The organism is Dermatophilaceae bacterium Sec6.4, assembly GCA_039636865.1.
In the GTDB taxonomy this organism is placed as follows: domain Bacteria; phylum Actinomycetota; class Actinomycetes; order Actinomycetales; family Dermatophilaceae; genus Allobranchiibius.
Window position 1 is genome coordinate 2,126,617 of the sequence record CP144172.1, and the last position, 15,304, is coordinate 2,141,920.

Annotated in this window: 11 protein-coding genes; 8 read left to right on the forward strand and 3 right to left on the reverse strand. The window is 65.3% G+C overall.

Features of this window, described 5'->3' with window-relative positions:
• The first annotated feature begins 1 nt into the window (after window position 1).
• From V3G39_10195 to V3G39_10210, 4 genes are read left to right on the forward strand one after another with little or no spacing between them, the layout of a single operon-like run.
• Complete coding sequence (locus V3G39_10195; protein XAS75037.1) at window positions 2-919, forward strand: carbamate kinase; 918 nt, start codon at window positions 2-4, stop codon at window positions 917-919.
• Complete coding sequence (locus V3G39_10200) at window positions 916-3,327, forward strand: phosphoketolase family protein (protein XAS75038.1); 2,412 nt, start codon at window positions 916-918, stop codon at window positions 3,325-3,327. Before V3G39_10195 ends, V3G39_10200 begins: the two co-directional genes overlap by 4 nt.
• Window positions 3,324-4,358, forward strand: coding sequence for a class I fructose-bisphosphate aldolase (locus V3G39_10205; GenBank protein ID XAS75039.1), 1,035 nt, complete (start codon window positions 3,324-3,326; stop codon window positions 4,356-4,358). The genes V3G39_10200 and V3G39_10205 overlap by 4 nt, the downstream gene beginning before the upstream one ends.
• A complete protein-coding gene (locus tag V3G39_10210; protein ID XAS75040.1) occupies window positions 4,355-6,886 on the forward strand; it encodes a plasma-membrane proton-efflux P-type ATPase in 2,532 nt (843 codons plus the stop codon). Before V3G39_10205 ends, V3G39_10210 begins: the two co-directional genes overlap by 4 nt.
• A 35-nt stretch (window positions 6,887-6,921) precedes the next feature.
• Here V3G39_10210 and V3G39_10215 read toward each other — a convergent pair whose 3' ends face one another.
• Entirely contained in the window at window positions 6,922-7,632 is a 711-nt protein-coding gene (locus tag V3G39_10215) for a hypothetical protein (protein XAS75041.1), read from the reverse strand.
• An 84-nt stretch (window positions 7,633-7,716) separates the two neighbouring features.
• Here V3G39_10215 and V3G39_10220 point away from each other — a divergent pair, with 84 nt between their 5' ends.
• The 4 genes from V3G39_10220 to V3G39_10235 all read left to right on the forward strand — a co-directional run bounded on the left by V3G39_10220 (window position 7,717) and on the right by V3G39_10235 (window position 13,475).
• Entirely contained in the window at window positions 7,717-8,433 is a 717-nt protein-coding gene (locus tag V3G39_10220; protein ID XAS75042.1) for a haloacid dehalogenase type II, read from the forward strand.
• 361 nt (window positions 8,434-8,794) lie between these two features.
• On the forward strand, window positions 8,795-9,472 hold the full coding sequence (locus V3G39_10225) for an ABC transporter ATP-binding protein (GenBank protein ID XAS75043.1): 678 nt from the start codon (window positions 8,795-8,797) through the stop codon (window positions 9,470-9,472).
• 1 nt (window position 9,473) lies between these two features.
• A complete protein-coding gene (locus tag V3G39_10230; protein XAS75044.1) occupies window positions 9,474-12,011 on the forward strand; it encodes an ABC transporter permease in 2,538 nt (845 codons plus the stop codon).
• Window positions 12,012-12,284: 273 nt separating this feature from the next.
• Window positions 12,285-13,475 carry a DUF6544 family protein gene (locus tag V3G39_10235; GenBank protein XAS75045.1) on the forward strand — a complete coding sequence of 397 codons (1,191 nt, stop codon included), beginning with the start codon at window positions 12,285-12,287 and terminating at the stop codon, window positions 13,473-13,475.
• Window positions 13,476-13,954: 479 nt separating this feature from the next.
• Here the strand turns inward: V3G39_10235 and V3G39_10240 are convergent, their stop codons facing one another.
• Window positions 13,955-14,269 carry a DUF4342 domain-containing protein gene (locus tag V3G39_10240; protein ID XAS75046.1) on the reverse strand — a complete coding sequence of 105 codons (315 nt, stop codon included), beginning with the start codon at window positions 14,267-14,269 and terminating at the stop codon, window positions 13,955-13,957.
• Between the two features lie 711 nt (window positions 14,270-14,980).
• Entirely contained in the window at window positions 14,981-15,112 is a 132-nt protein-coding gene (locus tag V3G39_10245) for a hypothetical protein (GenBank protein XAS75047.1), read from the reverse strand.
• Window positions 15,113-15,304: the final 192 nt, after the last annotated feature.

Consider the following 15,304-nt stretch of genomic DNA (forward strand, 5'->3'; position numbering starts at 1 on the left):
CATGCTGACCGTGGTTGCGCTCGGCGGCAACGCACTGCTGCAGCGTGAGGACAAGCCCGACGCCGTCATCCAACGCCACCACATCCGCGCCGCTGCCGCGTCGCTCGCACCACTGGCAGCGCAGGACCAGCTGCTCATCTGCCACGGCAACGGCCCGCAGATCGGGTTGCTCGCGATGGAGAGCGCGGACGATCCGGCGTTGAGCAGTCCCTACCCGCTGGATGCCCTCGGCGCCCAGACGCAGGGGATGATCGGATACTGGCTGGCTCAGGAGCTGCACAACGCGGGGGTGGCCCGGCCCATCATCACCGTGGTAACGCAGACGCTCGTGGATGCGGCAGACCCCGCGTTCGCCGCGCCGTCGAAGTTCATCGGTCGCGTCTATCCCCGCGCGGAGGCTGAGCGACTGGCGGAACAACACCACTGGACGATCCGCGCCGACGGGTCGTCCTGGCGCCGCGTTGTGCCCTCCCCGCGACCACTGGGCATCGTCGAACAGGGCTGTGTGCAGAGTCTGCTCGAGACCGGAGCGGTCGTCATCTGTGCTGGTGGGGGCGGTGCACCTGTCACCCGGGACGGGTCCGGTGCACTCATGGGGGTCGAGGCAGTGGTCGACAAGGACTACGTCAGCGCTCGTATCGCCCTGGACCTCGGCGCCCAGCGCCTGCTCATCCTCACCGACGTGTCGGCCGTGATGCGCGACTTCGGCACCTCGGATGCTTCCGCGATCACGCGCCTCAGCATCGAGCAGGCAGCAGCGCTGCACTTCCCGAACGGCTCCATGGGCCCGAAGGTCGACGCGTGTGTCCAATTCACCAAAACCTCCGGTCGGCCGTCGGCCATCGGCTCGCTCACCGAGGCTGCCGCCGTTCTGCGCGGCGAGGCCGGCACCACCATCAGGGAAGAGACCACCTCATGACCACCACCATCAGACCGCAGCACTCGGCTGCCACCCCTGGCGAGAGTCCGACGCTCAGCCCGGAGTTGCTGCAGGCAATGAACGCATACTGGCGCGCGGCGAACTACCTCTCGGTCGGCCAGATCTACCTGTACAACAACCCGCTGCTGCGGCGGCCGTTGGCGCTGACCGACGTGAAACCGCTGGTGGTAGGGCACTGGGGCACCACACCGGGCCAGAACTTCATCTATGTGCACCTCAACCGGGTCATCAAGTCCGGCGACCTGAACATGATCTATGTCGCCGGGCCCGGCCACGGCGGTCCGGCGCTGGTCGCCCACACCTACCTGGAGGGCAGCTACAGCGAGATCTACCCCGACGTCAGCCAGGACGAAGCCGGGATGAAGAAACTCTTCACCCAGTTCTCTTTCCCCGGCGGGATCTCCAGTCACGTCGCCCCCACCACACCGGGTTCGATCCACGAAGGCGGCGAGCTCGGGTACTCCCTGAGCCACTCGTTCGGGGCAGTGTTCGACAACCCCGACCTGATCGTCGCGTGCGTCATCGGTGATGGCGAGGCTGAGACCGGTCCGCTGGCCACCGCCTGGCACTCCACCAAATTCCTCAGCCCGGTCGGTGATGGTGCGGTGCTGCCGATCCTGCACCTGAACGGTTACAAGATCAGCAATCCGACCGTGCTCGCCAGGATCGAGCCGGAGGAGTTGGACCAGTTCCTACGCGGCTGCGGATGGGACCCGCGCTACGTCGAGGGCGAGGACCCGGAGACGATGCACGAGCTGATGGCATCGGTGCTGGACGGCGCGATCGAGACCATCCAGAACATTCAGACAGCTGCTCGTACGGGCGGTAGCACCACGCGGCCGCGCTGGCCGATGATCGTGCTGCGGTCGCCAAAGGGGTGGACGGGCCCGAAGGTGGTCGACGGCCTTGCTGTGGAGGGCACTTTCCGGTCCCACCAGGTGCCACTGCTGGTGAACGACGCGCACCCGGGTCACGTCGAGCAGCTGGACGCGTGGATGCGCAGCTACCGGCCGCAGGAGCTGTTCGACGAGGAGGGGCGACTGGTGCCCGAGCTGGCTGCCCTCGCTCCAGAGGGTCAACGGCGGATGGGCGCCAACCCGCACGCCAATGGCGGACTGCTGCTGCGCGATCTGCGGATGCCCGACTTCCGCGAGCACGCGGTTGCGGTCCCAGTACCCGGCGCTGTGCAGGCGAAGGACACCCTCGTGCTGGGGGAGTTCCTGCGGGACGTCGTCACCCTGAACGGACAGGAGCGCAACTTCCGGATCTTCGGTCCGGACGAGACGCTGTCCAACCAGCTCGGTGCGGTCTTCGAGGTCACCGACCGGCAGTGGGAGGCCCGCACCGTAGAGAACGACGAGTGGCTGGCCCCTCAGGGCAGGGTGCTCGATTCGATGCTGTCCGAGCACCAGTCGCAGGGATGGCTCGAGGGCTACCTCCTGACAGGTAGACACGGACTGTTCAACTGTTACGAGGCGTTCATCCACATCGTTGACTCGATGTTCAACCAGCATGCGAAATGGCTGAAGATCACCAAGGACCTGCCGTGGCGACGCGATATTTCATCGCTGAACTACCTGCTGGCCTCGCACGTCTGGCAGCAGGACCACAACGGCTTCACCCACCAGGACCCCGGATTCCTGGACCACGTGGTGAACAAGAAGGCCGACATCGTGCGGGTCTACCTACCGCCGGACGCGAACTGCCTGCTGTCGGTCGCCGACCACTGCCTGCGCAGCCGGCACTACGTCAATGTGATTGTTGCCGGAAAGCGCGATATGCCGCAGTGGCTGACCATGGCGCAAGCGGAGGTGCACTGCACCGAAGGCATCGGCATCTGGGAGTGGGCGGGCAACGACCGCGGCAGTGAGCCGGACGTCGTGCTGGCCTGCTGCGGTGACACGCCGACCCTGGAGGTGCTGGCCGCCGTCACGATCCTGCGCGAGCACCTGCCGCAGCTGAAGGTGCGGGTCGTGAACGTGGTCGACCTGATGAAGCTGCAGTCCGCCAGCGAACACCCACACGGGCTGTCCGATGCGGACTTCGACGCGTTGTTCACCCGCGACAAGCACATCGTCTTCGCCTTCCACGGCTATCCCACCCTGATCCACCGCCTAACCTACCGCCGCACCAACCGCAACATGCACGTGCGCGGATACGTCGAGGAAGGCACCATCACCACGACATTCGATATGCGGGTGCAGAACCGGCTCGACCGGTTCCACCTCGTGCAGGACGTCCTGGAACGGCTGCCGCAACTCGGGGCAACCGGGGACTACCTCAAGCAGACGATGGCCGACAAGCTCGTCCAGCACAATCTCTATATCAACCAGCACGGCCAGGATCTACCCGAGATCCGCGACTGGACCTGGACGTCGCTGCAGTGAGCACCCCCAGTGCGTCATCGCAGTCTGCTGACATGTATTGGCTGGTGGCCGCCGCGCATGCACTGGTCGCTGGCGACAGGGGACTGCTCGCGGCCGATGAATCCATTCCCACCTGCAACAGACGATTCGCCCGGCTGGGCATCGCGCAGGACGAACCCGCCCGCCGCGCCTACCGCGAGATGATCGTGACAACTCCCGGTCTTGGTGACTTCATCAGCGGGGTCATCCTGTGCGATGAGACCATCCGGGAGGCCACCAGCGACAGCGTCCCGTTCCTGGAGGTGTTGGCCAACGCGGCAATCCTGGCAGGAATCAAGGTGGACCTCGGTGCGAAACCGTTGACCGGCCATCCTGGGGAGAAGGTGACCGAGGGGCTGGACGGACTGCGGGAGCGACTGGTCGAGTACGCCGCCATGGGTGCGCGCTTCGCGAAATGGCGGGCCGTTTTCGGTATCGGCGACGCGATCCCGAGCCGAGCGTGCATCGAGGCGAATGCGCAGGCACTCGCGCGCTACGCGTCCCTGTGCCAGGAGGGTGGTCTGGTGCCCATCGTGGAGGCTGAGGTGCTGATGGCCGGTGACCACTCGCTGGCTGAATGCGACCGGACCACCGAGGCGGTGCTGCGAGAGGTCTTCGCCCAACTTCGTGCCGAGGGGGTGGTGCTGGAGGCGATGCTGCTCAAACCCAACATGGTCATCTCCGGTGCGGACTACCCGGTCCAACAGCCGGCTGATTCCGTGGCCGCAGCGACCCTTGACTGCCTGCGGGAGGTGGTGCCGGCCGCCGTCGCAGGTATCGCGTTCCTGTCCGGTGGGCAGACCGGCGACCTCGCAACCGCCCGGTTGGCGGCAATGAACGCCCCTGGACTGACCCCGGCGCCATGGCCGCTCGCATTCTCGTTCGGCCGCGCTATTCAAGAACCGGCACTCACCATCTGGGGCGGCGACGACGCCCAGGTGAGGAGGGCGCAACAAGCCCTCCTTCAGCGGGCCGGTTCCAATCGCGATGCACGCCGAGGGATACATCAATGAGCACCCATTTAGCCGACCCCTCCGCCAGCACGGCGTCTGGCAGTACACCCGACCTGAAGAAGATACCCATAGCCGAGGTCGAGAAGCAGCTCGACTGCACCTCGGACGGGCTGACCAAGGCTGAGGCGACGAAGCGCCTGGCCACATACGGCCCGAACGAGATTGCCGAGCACAAGACCAACCCGCTGCTCAAGTTCCTGTCTTATTTCTGGGGCCCGATCCCATGGATGATAGAAATTGCGGTAATCCTGTCCGGTGCCGTGGGGCACTGGCCCGATTTCTTCATCATCCTGGTACTGCTGTTTGCCAACGCATTGGTGGGATTTACCGAGGAGCGCCAGGCCGGTAGCGCGATCGAGGCGCTGAAAGCCAAGCTCGCGATCAACGCGCGCGTACGACGCGACGGCAAGTGGAGCACTCCCGCTGCCCGCGAGTTGGTGCCAGGCGACGTGATCCGGCTGCGCCTTGGTGACGTCGTACCCGCCGATGCCCGGTTGCTGGACGGGGATGAGATCGAAGTCGATCAGTCCGCCCTCACGGGGGAGTCACTACCCACGACATGTGCTGCAGGGGACGCGGTCTTTTCCGGATCGATCATCCGCCGCGGCGAGATCGGCGCGTTGGTCTACGCCACCGGCACGCACACCTACTTCGGCGAGACGGCCGAGCTGGTGCAGGACGCGCATACGGTCAGCCACTTCCAGAAGGCCGTCCTCAAGATCGGCAACTACCTCATCATCCTTGCGGTCGCCCTGGTCAGCGTGATCGTGGTCGTTGCGGTCCTGCGGGGCGACAAGATTCTGACCACACTTCAATTCGCGCTGGTGCTTACCGTCGCCGCGATCCCTGTTGCAATGCCGACCGTGCTGTCGGTCACGATGGCGGTCGGTGCCCGGTTGCTGGCCAAGCAGAAGGCCATCGTCAGCAAGCTCGTCGCGATCGAAGAGCTCGCCGGCGTCGACATCCTGTGCGCGGACAAGACCGGCACCCTGACACAGAACTCCCTGACCCTCGGTGACCCGTTCAGCGTCGGCGACATGGCGCCCGCTGACGTGATCCTTGCGGGTGCGCTGGCTTCCCGCGGCGACAATGACGACCCGATCGACCTTGCGGTACTGGGCGGACTGCAGGATGAGACGAGCCTGGACAAGTACACCGTGACCCACTTCGAGCCGTTCGATCCAGTGCACAAACGCACCGAAGCCACGGTCACCGACGCCGACGGATCGACGCTCAAGGTCAGCAAGGGCGCTCCGCAGGTCATCCTTGCGCTCGCCGACACCGACTCCACCACGACCGCATCGATCAAACCGGCCGTCGATACGGCGGTGAACGACTTCGCTGCCCGCGGCTTCCGTTCGCTGGGGGTGGCGCGATCAGACGGTGACGGTCCGTGGCGGATGCTCGGCGTGCTGCCGCTGTTCGACCCGCCCCGTACAGATGCGAAAGAAACCATCGCGACTGCGCGGTCGATGGGCGTGACCGTCAAGATGGTCACCGGCGACGCGATCGCGATTGCCAAGGAGACAGCGTCCAAAGTCGGTCTCGGCACCAAGATTCTGGACGCGGCAGGGCTGGGCGACGTGAAAAAGAAGGAAACGCCGCAGGTGGCCGAATCGATCGAGGTCGCAGATGGATTCGCTCAGGTCTTCCCCGAGCACAAGTACCACATCATCGACGTCCTGCAGCAGCGTGGACACATCGTCGGGATGACCGGCGACGGGGTCAATGATGCGCCCGCGCTGAAGAAGGCCGACTGCGGTATCGCTGTGTCCGGGGCGACCGATGCTGCGCGCGCTGCTGCCGCGATCGTGCTGCTCACCCCCGGCCTGTCGGTGATCGTCGACGCGATCAAGGAGAGCCGCAAGATCTTCCAGCGGATGAACTCCTACGCGATGTACCGCATCGCGGAGACCCTGCGGGTGCTGCTGTTCATGACGGTGGCGATTCTCGTCTTCAACTTCTACCCGGTCACCGCAATCATGATCGTGATGCTCGCGCTGCTCAACGACGGCGCGATCTTGTCGATCGCCTATGACAACGTGCACTACCGGATGAAACCCGAAGCCTGGAACATGCGCGTCGTGCTGGGCATCTCCACGGTGTTGGGAGTCGTCGGCCCGATTGCCGCTTTCGGGCTTTTCTACCTCGGCGACAAGGTCTTCGATCTGGGGCACCCGCGGTTGCAGACCATGATGTATCTGATGCTGTCCGTCGCCGGACACCTGACGATCTTCCTGACCCGCACCCGCGGCCCGTTCTGGTCGATCCGCCCGGCGCGCATCCTGCTCTTCGCCGTCCTCGGCACCCAGGCCATCGCCACCCTCATCGCCGTCTACGGGTTGTTCATGCACCCGCTCGGTTGGGGTTGGGCAGCCTTCGTATGGGGTTACGCCATCATCTGGGCGCTACTCAGCGACCGGATCAAACTGGTCGCCTACCGCGTCTTGGACCGCACGGGCGCTCCCGATCAGCACACGGCGTCCGATACCGATCTCGCCCACCCTGACGGTGTTCGCGTCGGTTGACGGTGCCTGAACACCGTCAACCGTGCTGAACGCCGTCACCGTCCAGGAACGCGAGGAATGCCCGTGTCAGGGCTGAATCCGAGCGCTGCCAGTTGTGGCTGTTCGCGCAGGCTGCGTTTGAGCTCGGCGAACCCGGGGAAGCTGGCCAGTGCGACCACGTGATCCCACAGCTGGCCGGCCTGCTCCTCGGCCGGCAGTCGGCTGATGACGGGACCGAAGAAGGCCACGCCTGCGGGGGGCTCGAAGTGGATGATCGGCGTGCCCACGTCTTTGCCCGTCAAGGCCAGCCCCTCGTCGCCTTCTGTGCGGATCTGCTCGTCCCACGACTCGTCATCCAGGGCGTCGGTCAGTCCGATCGGCAGACCCGCCTCGGCGAGGATCGGCTCCACGAAAGCCCGTGACCCGCGCCGTTGATGAAGGTCGCGCTGGGTCTCGTGGTCATCGGCGGGGGCGGTGTCGAAGATGTGTGCTCCGAAAGCGGCGTACAGCGGCCCCATCGCCTCTCGCCCGTGTTCGGCTCGTGCCCGTGCGGCTACCCGCAGCAACCGCAGGCCAGCGGTATGTCCGGCGTCGTACTCGGGTGGGAAGTGCGCGTCGTAATCGACCGCGGCGTTGATCAGACGTAATGAGATGAATCGCCAGTCCACGGTGTAGTCACGCTGGGACTGCACCTGGCGCACCCACTTGCTGGTCATCCAGGCGAAGGGGCATACGGGGTCGAAGTAGAAATTGATGTCTGCATCCATTCCTTCACCCTAAGGTCGATACCGAGGCGAGTTGTGCTTCTTCGTCTGCTCGGGACGTGCCCTTCACCATGACCAGGAGCATCCATGCATGAACCGCGATCCACGTCTGGCCACCCCGTCGAACTGCGCGGTTCCCGTCGCCCGCAACTGCTGATCTTCGATGTCAACGAGACGCTCTCCGACCTGGCGCCACTCGGCGCACGTTTCGTTCAGCTAGGGCTACCCGAGCATTCAGCCGGTACCTGGTTCGCCGGTCTGTTGCGTGACGGGTTCGCGTTGACCGCAGCCGGTGCGAGCGCACCGTTCGCCCAGATTGCCGCGGAATCGCTACGGGTTCTGCTCGGTGCGCACCAGCTGAACCGCGGACTGGAAGAGGCCGTCGGGCACGTCATGCACGGGTTCGCCGACCTGGGCGTGCACGCCGACGTCCCGGCCGGGTTGACTGCGTTGGCCCAGCTGGATGTTCGCGTCGTGACACTCAGCAACGGCTCGACGGCCGTGGCCGAGGAACTGCTGAGCGCGGCGGGCGTACGTCATCACTTCGAACGGCTGCTCTCTGTGCAGGACGCCGGCGCATGGAAGCCCGACTCCCGCTCCTACGCCTACGCGCTGCGGCAATGCCAGGTCGACCCATTGGATGCCATGCTCGTAGCAGTCCACCCCTGGGATACTGACGGAGCCCGCAGAGCCGGTCTGTCCAGCGCCTGGATCAACCGCAGCGCTGATCGGTACCCCGCGTACTTCCTTGCCCCTGACGTGGAAGCCGACTCGATAATCAGCCTGGTCGAGCAACTGCACTGACACGCACCAATCACCGCAGCAGACCGCTCAACTCAGGGCGCGATAGTGCCCGCTGGTTCTTCTGCTCGCGGGTCGTTGACATTGCTGGTTTCAGACGGGTCTGCTGTGGGGCCTTTTGGCCCTTACGGCGGCGATGGTGCGCATTTAGCGTCTTCAGTAGGGAAGTGCGTCCTCAGATCGCTCCGGGTGACGTGCCCGCCACACGACATACGGTCTGCCTCCTCGCGGGCCTGTTCTGGAGTCCCGAATGACGATCACCCGAGAACGCAGTTCAGCTGAGATCGATGCCCTGACTGATGGGGACGCGGTGGCGCGGGCTGAGCATCTGTGCAAGGTCTATGGGGTGGGCGATGCGTAGGTCGTGGCCCTGGACGATGTCACGGTGGAGTTCGGTCGTGGCCGGCTTACTGCGATCATGGGCCCGTCGGGGTCGGGTAAGTCCACGCTGATGCACTGTATGGCAGCGCTGGATGCGCCGACGTCGGGTCAGGTGATCATCGACGGTGTCGATATCCGGGGTCTGAAGGACAAGGCGCTGACGATGTTGCGTCGCGACCGGCTCGGGTTCGTATTCCAGGCCTACAACCTGGTGCCGACTCTGACGGCGCGCGAGAATATCACCCTGCCGGTCGATATCGCGGGCGCGAAACTCGACAGCGCCTGGTTCGACACGGTCGTGGATACCCTCGGTATTGAAGATCGGCTGACGCACCGGCCGGGTGAGTTGTCCGGTGGACAGCAGCAACGGGTCGCCTGCGCGCGTGCCCTGGTACGTCGACCTGCGATCGTGTTCGCCGACGAACCGACCGGCAACCTGGATTCTGCTGCGGGCGCGGAGATCCTGGCGTTCCTGCGTCGCTCGGTCGACGACTTCGGGCAGAGCATCGTGATGGTTACCCACGACCCGGTCGCGGCGTCGTTTGCCGACCGGGTGCTCTTCCTCGTCGACGGTCGCATTGTTGATGAGATCCTCGCCCCGACGACCACGTCGGTCCTGGAGCGGATGAAGAGCTTCGAGCTCGCCCGCCGGAAGGCCTGAGATGTTGCATGTCACCCTTCGGGGTCTGCAGGGCCACGTGATGCGGTTGCTGCTGACGGCGTTCGCGGTGATGCTCGGGGTATCGGTCGTGGCCGGCACCTTCGTGTTGAGCGACAGTATTAACAACACCCTGGGTGGCCTGGTTTCCCAGGCGTCCAAGGGGTTGGACGTCCAAGTCCGTAGCGTAGGGAACGCGGCCGTGTCTCCGGTCTCCGCAGGTGGATCCACCGTCAAGCCCGGCATACCTCTGACCCTCGTCCCGGTTGTCGCGGCCGTGCCTGGGGTCGCGCGCGTGGCGCCGGACCTGCAGGGCACCGCCCTGCTGGCCGGGAAGGACGGGCTCGCTGTCCGCAACGGCGGCGCGCCATCGCTGGGTTTCGCCTTCACCAAGGACGACCCGGCGTTCGTCCTGGTCTCCGGCCGCGGACCCACAGGCCCCACTGAGGTCGCGGTCGAGAGCAGCACCCTGGCTCGGGCGCATTTGAAGGTGGGGGACCGCACCCGCGCTGTGATCGGTGACCAGGCCAGGTCGGTCATCATCACCGGCGAGGTGGCTTTCGGATCGCTTTTCGGTGCCACGGCCGTTCTCGTCGACGATGCCACCGCCCGACGGGCCTTCGCGCCCGACGGCACGGTCCCGTCACTGTCGGTCACCGCCGCCCCGGGAGTCAGTCAGGCGACGTTGCGGGCAGCCGTCGCGAAAGCCCTACCCGCCCAGTTGGAGGCGGTGACCGGTGCGACCGTGCAGGCCGAGACCGAGACCTCGGTGCAGCAGGGATTGTCGTTCTTCACCACGTTCTTGCTGGTGTTCGCCGGTGTCGCGCTCTTCGTCGGTTCGTTCATCATCGTCAATACCTTCTCCATGCTGGTCGCGCAGCGCGCCCGCGAGCTGGCCCTGCTGCGAGCCGTTGGAGCGACCAGGGCCCAGGTGATCCGGATGGTGCTGGGTGAAGCGGTCGTCGTTGGCCTGGTGGGTTCGGCGTTCGGCATCCTTTTCGGGCTGCTGATCGCGGCCGGCGCCAAAGCGGTCATCAGCACCTTCCTCAATACCGATCTCGGATCGGGCCTGCCCGTTCACCCCACCACCATCGTGCTCAGCGTGCTGGTCGGGGTCGTAGTCACCGTCATCTCTGCGGTGCTGCCCGCACGTCGTGCCTCGCGCGTCGCGCCGGTCGCCGGGATGCGCGGCGATGACGGGTCGAACGCCGGTGGCCTGGGCAGGCGTGGCCTGATCGGCGTGGCCATGGTGATCTGCGGCGCTCTGGTGCTCGGCGTCGCGGTGACCCGCGCACAAGTGTCGTGGCCGGTAGCGGCCGTGGGAGCAGTGGCGACTGTGCTCGGCATGTTGGTCGCGGCGCCGCTGGCGACCCGCCCGGTCGTCCGGGTGATCGCCTGGCCATTCGTTGCCCTTCTCGGAGCTGTGGGGCGGCTCGCCCGCGAGAACGCGCTGCGGGTCCCACGTCGTACGGCAACCACAGCGAGTGCCCTGATGATCGGACTGGCCCTGATCGCCGGTATCTCGGTGCTGGCGCAGAGCGTCAAAGCCAGTGTGAGCAGTGGAGTCGCCGACGAGCTGACCTCCAACTTCGTGCTCAACAGCGGCAATATCGCCCCGGTGCCGGCACCCGTGGCTGCCGCTGCCCGCGACTTGCCGTCGGTGCGCTCGGTAGCCGCGGTGAGTTTCGTGGATGTCCGGATCGGGACCTTCCACACCAGCGCTTCGGCCACCAGTGCCGCCGACGTCGCGGACAACTTCCGGGTGCCGATGAAGAACGGCGCCCTGGCAGCACTGGGTCGACACACCGTCCTGGTCGATCAGACCACCGCCACCGCACGCGGCTGGCACGTCGGAGAGCCCCTGTCCGCAACGGTCGGCACCCTCAGGGGCGAACCCCTGGTCGTGGGCGGCATCTACAAGGACAGTCAGGCGTTCGGCTCGCACCTGATCATCGACCGGTCTCTGTACGACGCCGCACTTCCGGTGAGTCAACGGGCCGATGCCCGACTCTTCGTGCGGGCCGTACCGGGGGCCGACCTCCCGGCCCTGCGAGTCGCGCTGAGCGATCTCGTGCGTCCCTACCTGATCGTCTCGGTCCAGGACGGCACGGAATTCGCCAACGCCCAAGGCGCCTCGATCGACCTGCTGATCAACCTGCTCTACGTCCTGCTGCTCTTCAGCATCGTGGTCGCCGTCCTGGGAATCATCAACACCCTGGCCCTGTCGGTGTTCGAGCGAACCCGAGAGATCGGGCTGCTGCGGGCGATCGGCCTGCGCCGTCAACAGCTGGGCGCGATGATCACCATCGAGGCCGTGACCACCGCAGTATTCGGCGCCGTGCTCGGCACCGGCCTCGGCCTCGGGCTGGGGGTGGCGCTGCAGCGTGGCCTGGTCTCTCAAGGGCTGACCCAGCTCGCGATCCCCTGGCCGCTCATCCTCGCCATGCTGCTGGCTGCTGGCGTGGTCGGAGTCCTCGCCGCAGGCCTACCGGCCCTGCGCGCTGTCCGCCTGAACATCCTGCAGGCAATCGTCACCTCCTGAGGATCCACACCAAAAGGGACGTCTTGAACCGAAAGGCAGTGCCGCGGAGGGCGACAGGGGCGACGACCGCGCTACTGGCGTTGGAGTCGATCACGTCGGTGACCGCACTGTTTGGCGGGTTCCTGCTGGTAGCGGCGCCCGACGGCAGGTTGCTGGCCTCTGGTCCGGCATGGCTGTCCTGGTCCTGGCTTCGCTACCCCCGCAACCCCAGCAGTTCGATCTCAATCATCCTGTCCGCCTCACCTATCCTGCGAACCGAGAGAGCTGATTCCTATGACCACCACACTGCGCTGGGTGCTCGTTGTCGTGCTCACGGGGCACGGTCTGATTCACCTGCTGGGCGCCGCAAAAGGATTCGGGGTGGCCGATGTTCCCCAGCTCACCAAGCCGATCGGAGTCGTCGAAGGCGGGCTCTGGCTGCTCGCTGCCATCTGCGTGCTCACCGCCGCGGCATTCCTCGCCGCCGGCGCGCCCACCTGGTGGTGGGCCGGTGCGCTCGGTGCAGCGGTCATCTCACAGATCGCCATTGCCACCTCCTGGCACGACGCGCGGGCCGGGACCATCGTGAACCTCATCCTGGTCCTCGCCGCCAGCTACGGCTTCGCCGCTGAGGGACCGACGAGTTTCCACGCTCAATACCGCCAGCATGTCGCGCAGGAGCGGGCCGATGTCGACCCCTCCCCAACAGTGCTGGCCGAATCGGATCTCGTAGGCCTACCAGCCCCGTTGGCGGCCTACATCCGAGGTTCCGGCGCAATCGGGCGACCCCGGGTGGTCAGCTTCCACGCCGACTTCCACGGACGTATCCGCAGTGGCCCGCACGCAGCATGGATGCCGTTCACCGGTCAACAGGTCAACACCTACGGACCACGACCACAGCGGATCTTCCTGATGGACGCCACCAAATCTGGGTTCCCCGTCACCGTCCTGCACGTCTTTGCTGACACCACGGCCACCATGCGGGTGAAGCTGCTTTCGGTGTTCACCATGGTCAACGCATCCGGCCCCGAGATGAACCGAGGGGAGACCATCACCGTGTTCAACGACCTGGTCGTCATGGCCCCTGGCGCGATCGCCGACGCTCCTGCCAAGTGGAGCGCCATTGACGCTTTGCACCTCCGTGGGGAATTCACCGACGGCAACCAGACCGTCTCCGCCGTCCTGACCTTCGACGCACAGCACGATCTGGTCGATTTCGTCTCCGACGACCGAGCGGCAGCATCCGCCGACGGGAAAACATTCACTCCACAGCGCTGGTCGACCCCGCTCGCAGGCCACCGTGACACCGGCGGACGCCGGGTCCTGACCTCCGGCGAAGGGGTATGGCACGCCGCAGGAATGGACGGCACGTTTACCTACCTGGAGTACCACCTCGACGCCATCACCTACAACCCGCGCAACGGTGCGACAAAGGCCGCCGCACCCCGGTCCACACCCGCAGTCATCAACCGCGCCCGCCGCTAATTAACCGCCGTCCACGCGGGGACGACAGCCCCGGGCGCGGCGTCCCTCTCCGCGACAGCGAATCGTCGCCCAGCACGGTCGATGCAGCAGGACGCACCCTGCCTGCCTCCCCAGCGGGGCAGGCCACCTCGGGTCCGGTCAGGGCATTGGGCAGGACCAGGGGAGGAAGCGGGCCCTGCTGACAACGTGGGTAGGGCCCGCGTGGGCCCTGCCGGAACCCCAGCTGCGCTCGGCCAGGGGTGTCCCACGGTTATCTGTTCGACGGATAGCTCAATCGCCCTGGCCGCGGTTTGCCCATGCCGTTGCTCGGACGCACCTTCGGAACGCTGTGGGAGTTTCCGCATGCGCGATGCTCCGAATTTGCGATAGTCCCAGGGCTCGGCCCAGGTATCGATTTCCGGCAGGTCGTGGGACGTGGTCGGGACTGTGAGCGTCATCCTCAGGTCGTGCTGTCCGGCAACTGGATTCGAGAGTCCCGGTCAGCTGGATTGGTCTGATTCCGGCTGATGATGGACCTCGATTTCCCAGTCGCTGGCCAAGGCGGCGATTGCTGCAACTGCTGTCAGAGCAGGTGCTGCGATGGCGGCGACGATCCCGGCGGTGACTGGGATCTCGATCACGGTGTGGCCCTGGTCGTTTTTGACCGTGATGCGTCGAACGTTGCCCTCGTGCAGGAGGTCTTTGACCTTCGCGGTCATCGCCTCGCCGCGCAACTTGGTCTTCGGAGTGAATGGTCCGTTAGCCCGGTCTGGAGAGTTGGGACCTTCGTGGCTCGTTGTGTCGTCGTTGTTCATGGCTGCCTTTCGTCCTTCAAGTTGTCGTGCGCGTGGTGTGTCTAGCGATGAGTTCTGCACCGGATACGACTGGATTCCGGCCGTAGGTTTTGCCGTCGGGGTGGAGTTTCGCGAATTGTCAGCGCCGCATGAGAGTGCACGGCAGCGTTGGGGTGCGAGCAGAGGTGCCACAAGGAATCCAGGGTTGGAACCCTAGGGCTGGTGTTAGGGAGTGATGTGGCGGTGTTGCTCGCGACGGTGACATGGACCTGGTTGGTAGTGATTCCACCGCACCTCTCCTTTGGGGTCCACGGTGTGTTGTGGACGGTCGCGCGCACGGAGTCTGGGAGTTTCGCGACCCATTTGATGGCTTCTTCGACGGTTACCCCGATTCTGGCGTCGTCTCGATCTCCCGGACCCGACCAGCTCTTCCTGGACGGACTCTCGGATTTGGTAGTCGCCCTTGATGATGGTGCTGGGGATGGTGCTGGCTTTCGTTGGCGCTTTCGCGCGGTGGACAATGTGCCGTAGTGGTCAGTGGGTGAGACATTCGAAGTGGGATGCGGCACACGGGGATGCGTGAAGGATCGGTGACCTTCCTCCCGCGAGCGCCGTTGGGTACGCAAGGAAGACCTGAGGCGTCGAAACTCGAATGTGACGCTGCTGGCCTGGTGCAAAGCTGGAGCTCTTCCAGGTCGGCGGCGGACGGCTTCCGTGGCGAGCGCGCGATGTTCATAGACAGCGGAGCTGGTTATCGATGTGCTGGTGATCGGCGAGGTAGGTGACGGCGACCTCGACCGCAAGTAGGTCACCGGCAGATGAGGCTACCCCGGTGAGGGTGATGACGTCGACGTCGATCTGCACGCTGATAGTGGGCAGGGGTAATCGAAAGATGTGCTCAATGGCCAGGTGAGCGGTTGCCGTGGCGAGACTGATGACAGGGGTAGTTGCCGGACCAACTGGGCAGAGCGCACCACGAGCGGCATTGACATCATCTGCAACAAGGCGAACATCGCATAAGAAGTTCACCGCAGCCTGGACACTGAGCCCGGTTTG

What these genes read in the sequence shown, in the direction of transcription:
- V3G39_10210 (XAS75040.1), top strand. Translation starts at nt 4,355, where the DNA reads ATGAGCACCCATTTAGCCGACCCCTCCGCCAGCACGGCGTCTGGCAGT.
- V3G39_10240 (XAS75046.1), bottom strand. Translation starts at nt 14,269, where the DNA reads ATGAACAACGACGACACAACGAGCCACGAAGGTCCCAACTCTCCAGAC.
- V3G39_10200 (XAS75038.1), top strand. Translation starts at nt 916, where the DNA reads ATGACCACCACCATCAGACCGCAGCACTCGGCTGCCACCCCTGGCGAG.
- V3G39_10215 (XAS75041.1), bottom strand. Translation starts at nt 7,632, where the DNA reads ATGGATGCAGACATCAATTTCTACTTCGACCCCGTATGCCCCTTCGCC.
- V3G39_10195 (XAS75037.1), top strand. Translation starts at nt 2, where the DNA reads ATGCTGACCGTGGTTGCGCTCGGCGGCAACGCACTGCTGCAGCGTGAG.
- V3G39_10230 (XAS75044.1), top strand. Translation starts at nt 9,474, where the DNA reads ATGTTGCATGTCACCCTTCGGGGTCTGCAGGGCCACGTGATGCGGTTG.
- V3G39_10235 (XAS75045.1), top strand. Translation starts at nt 12,285, where the DNA reads ATGACCACCACACTGCGCTGGGTGCTCGTTGTCGTGCTCACGGGGCAC.
- V3G39_10220 (XAS75042.1), top strand. Translation starts at nt 7,717, where the DNA reads ATGCATGAACCGCGATCCACGTCTGGCCACCCCGTCGAACTGCGCGGT.